Source organism: Streptomyces sp. SID5785, from assembly GCF_009870065.1.
Classification (GTDB): domain Bacteria; phylum Actinomycetota; class Actinomycetes; order Streptomycetales; family Streptomycetaceae; genus Streptomyces.
This window is the reverse complement of sequence record NZ_WWIA01000755.1, coordinates 1-590: the sequence shown is the minus strand read 5'-3', so window position 1 is coordinate 590 and position 590 is coordinate 1. Positions and strand designations below refer to the sequence as shown.

1 pseudogene is annotated in these 590 nt (G+C 76.4%); it reads left to right on the top strand.

From position 1 onward, the window contains the following. Positions 1-590: pseudogene (locus GTW43_RS38225) on the top strand (ATP-dependent helicase); the annotation flags it as partial.

Here is a 590-nt window from a genome sequence, read left to right as displayed (position 1 = left end):
GCGAGCCGACACCGGTCAGGGGCGGCGGCACCACCGAGGTCTACACGTATCCGACGTCCGGCACCGAGCTGGACAACATCGCGGACATCCTGCGCCGAGCGCACCTGGAGGACGGCGTTCCCTGGGGCGAGATGGCCGTTCTGGTGCGCGCGGGCGGGCGGAGCATCCCAGCGGTCCGGCGCGCACTCACCGCGGCCGGAGTCCCGCTCGACATCGACGGCGACGACCTGCCCCTGCGCCACGAGCCTGCGGTACAGCCGCTTCTGACGGCGCTCAAGGCGGTGGCGCGGGGGGCGGCGGAGGCCGAGGGGGCCGAGCTGCCCGAGCATGCGGAGTCGGCCGAGCGCGCCGAGTCGGCCGGGCGGGCCGAGGGAGCGCCGGATGCCGGTGGACCCGGCGAGCGCGGGGAGCCCGGGGAGCCCGGGGAGCCCGGTACGACCGAGGAGCCCGAGAACGGTGCGCCCCTCGGTGAGGCACCGGACGGCGACGGCGCTGACGGCGACGGCGCGGATGGCGACGGTGCGGCCGGCATGCGTACGGCTTCCGACGGCCCGCGTGCCGACCCCGTACCTGACTCTGACCCTGACCCC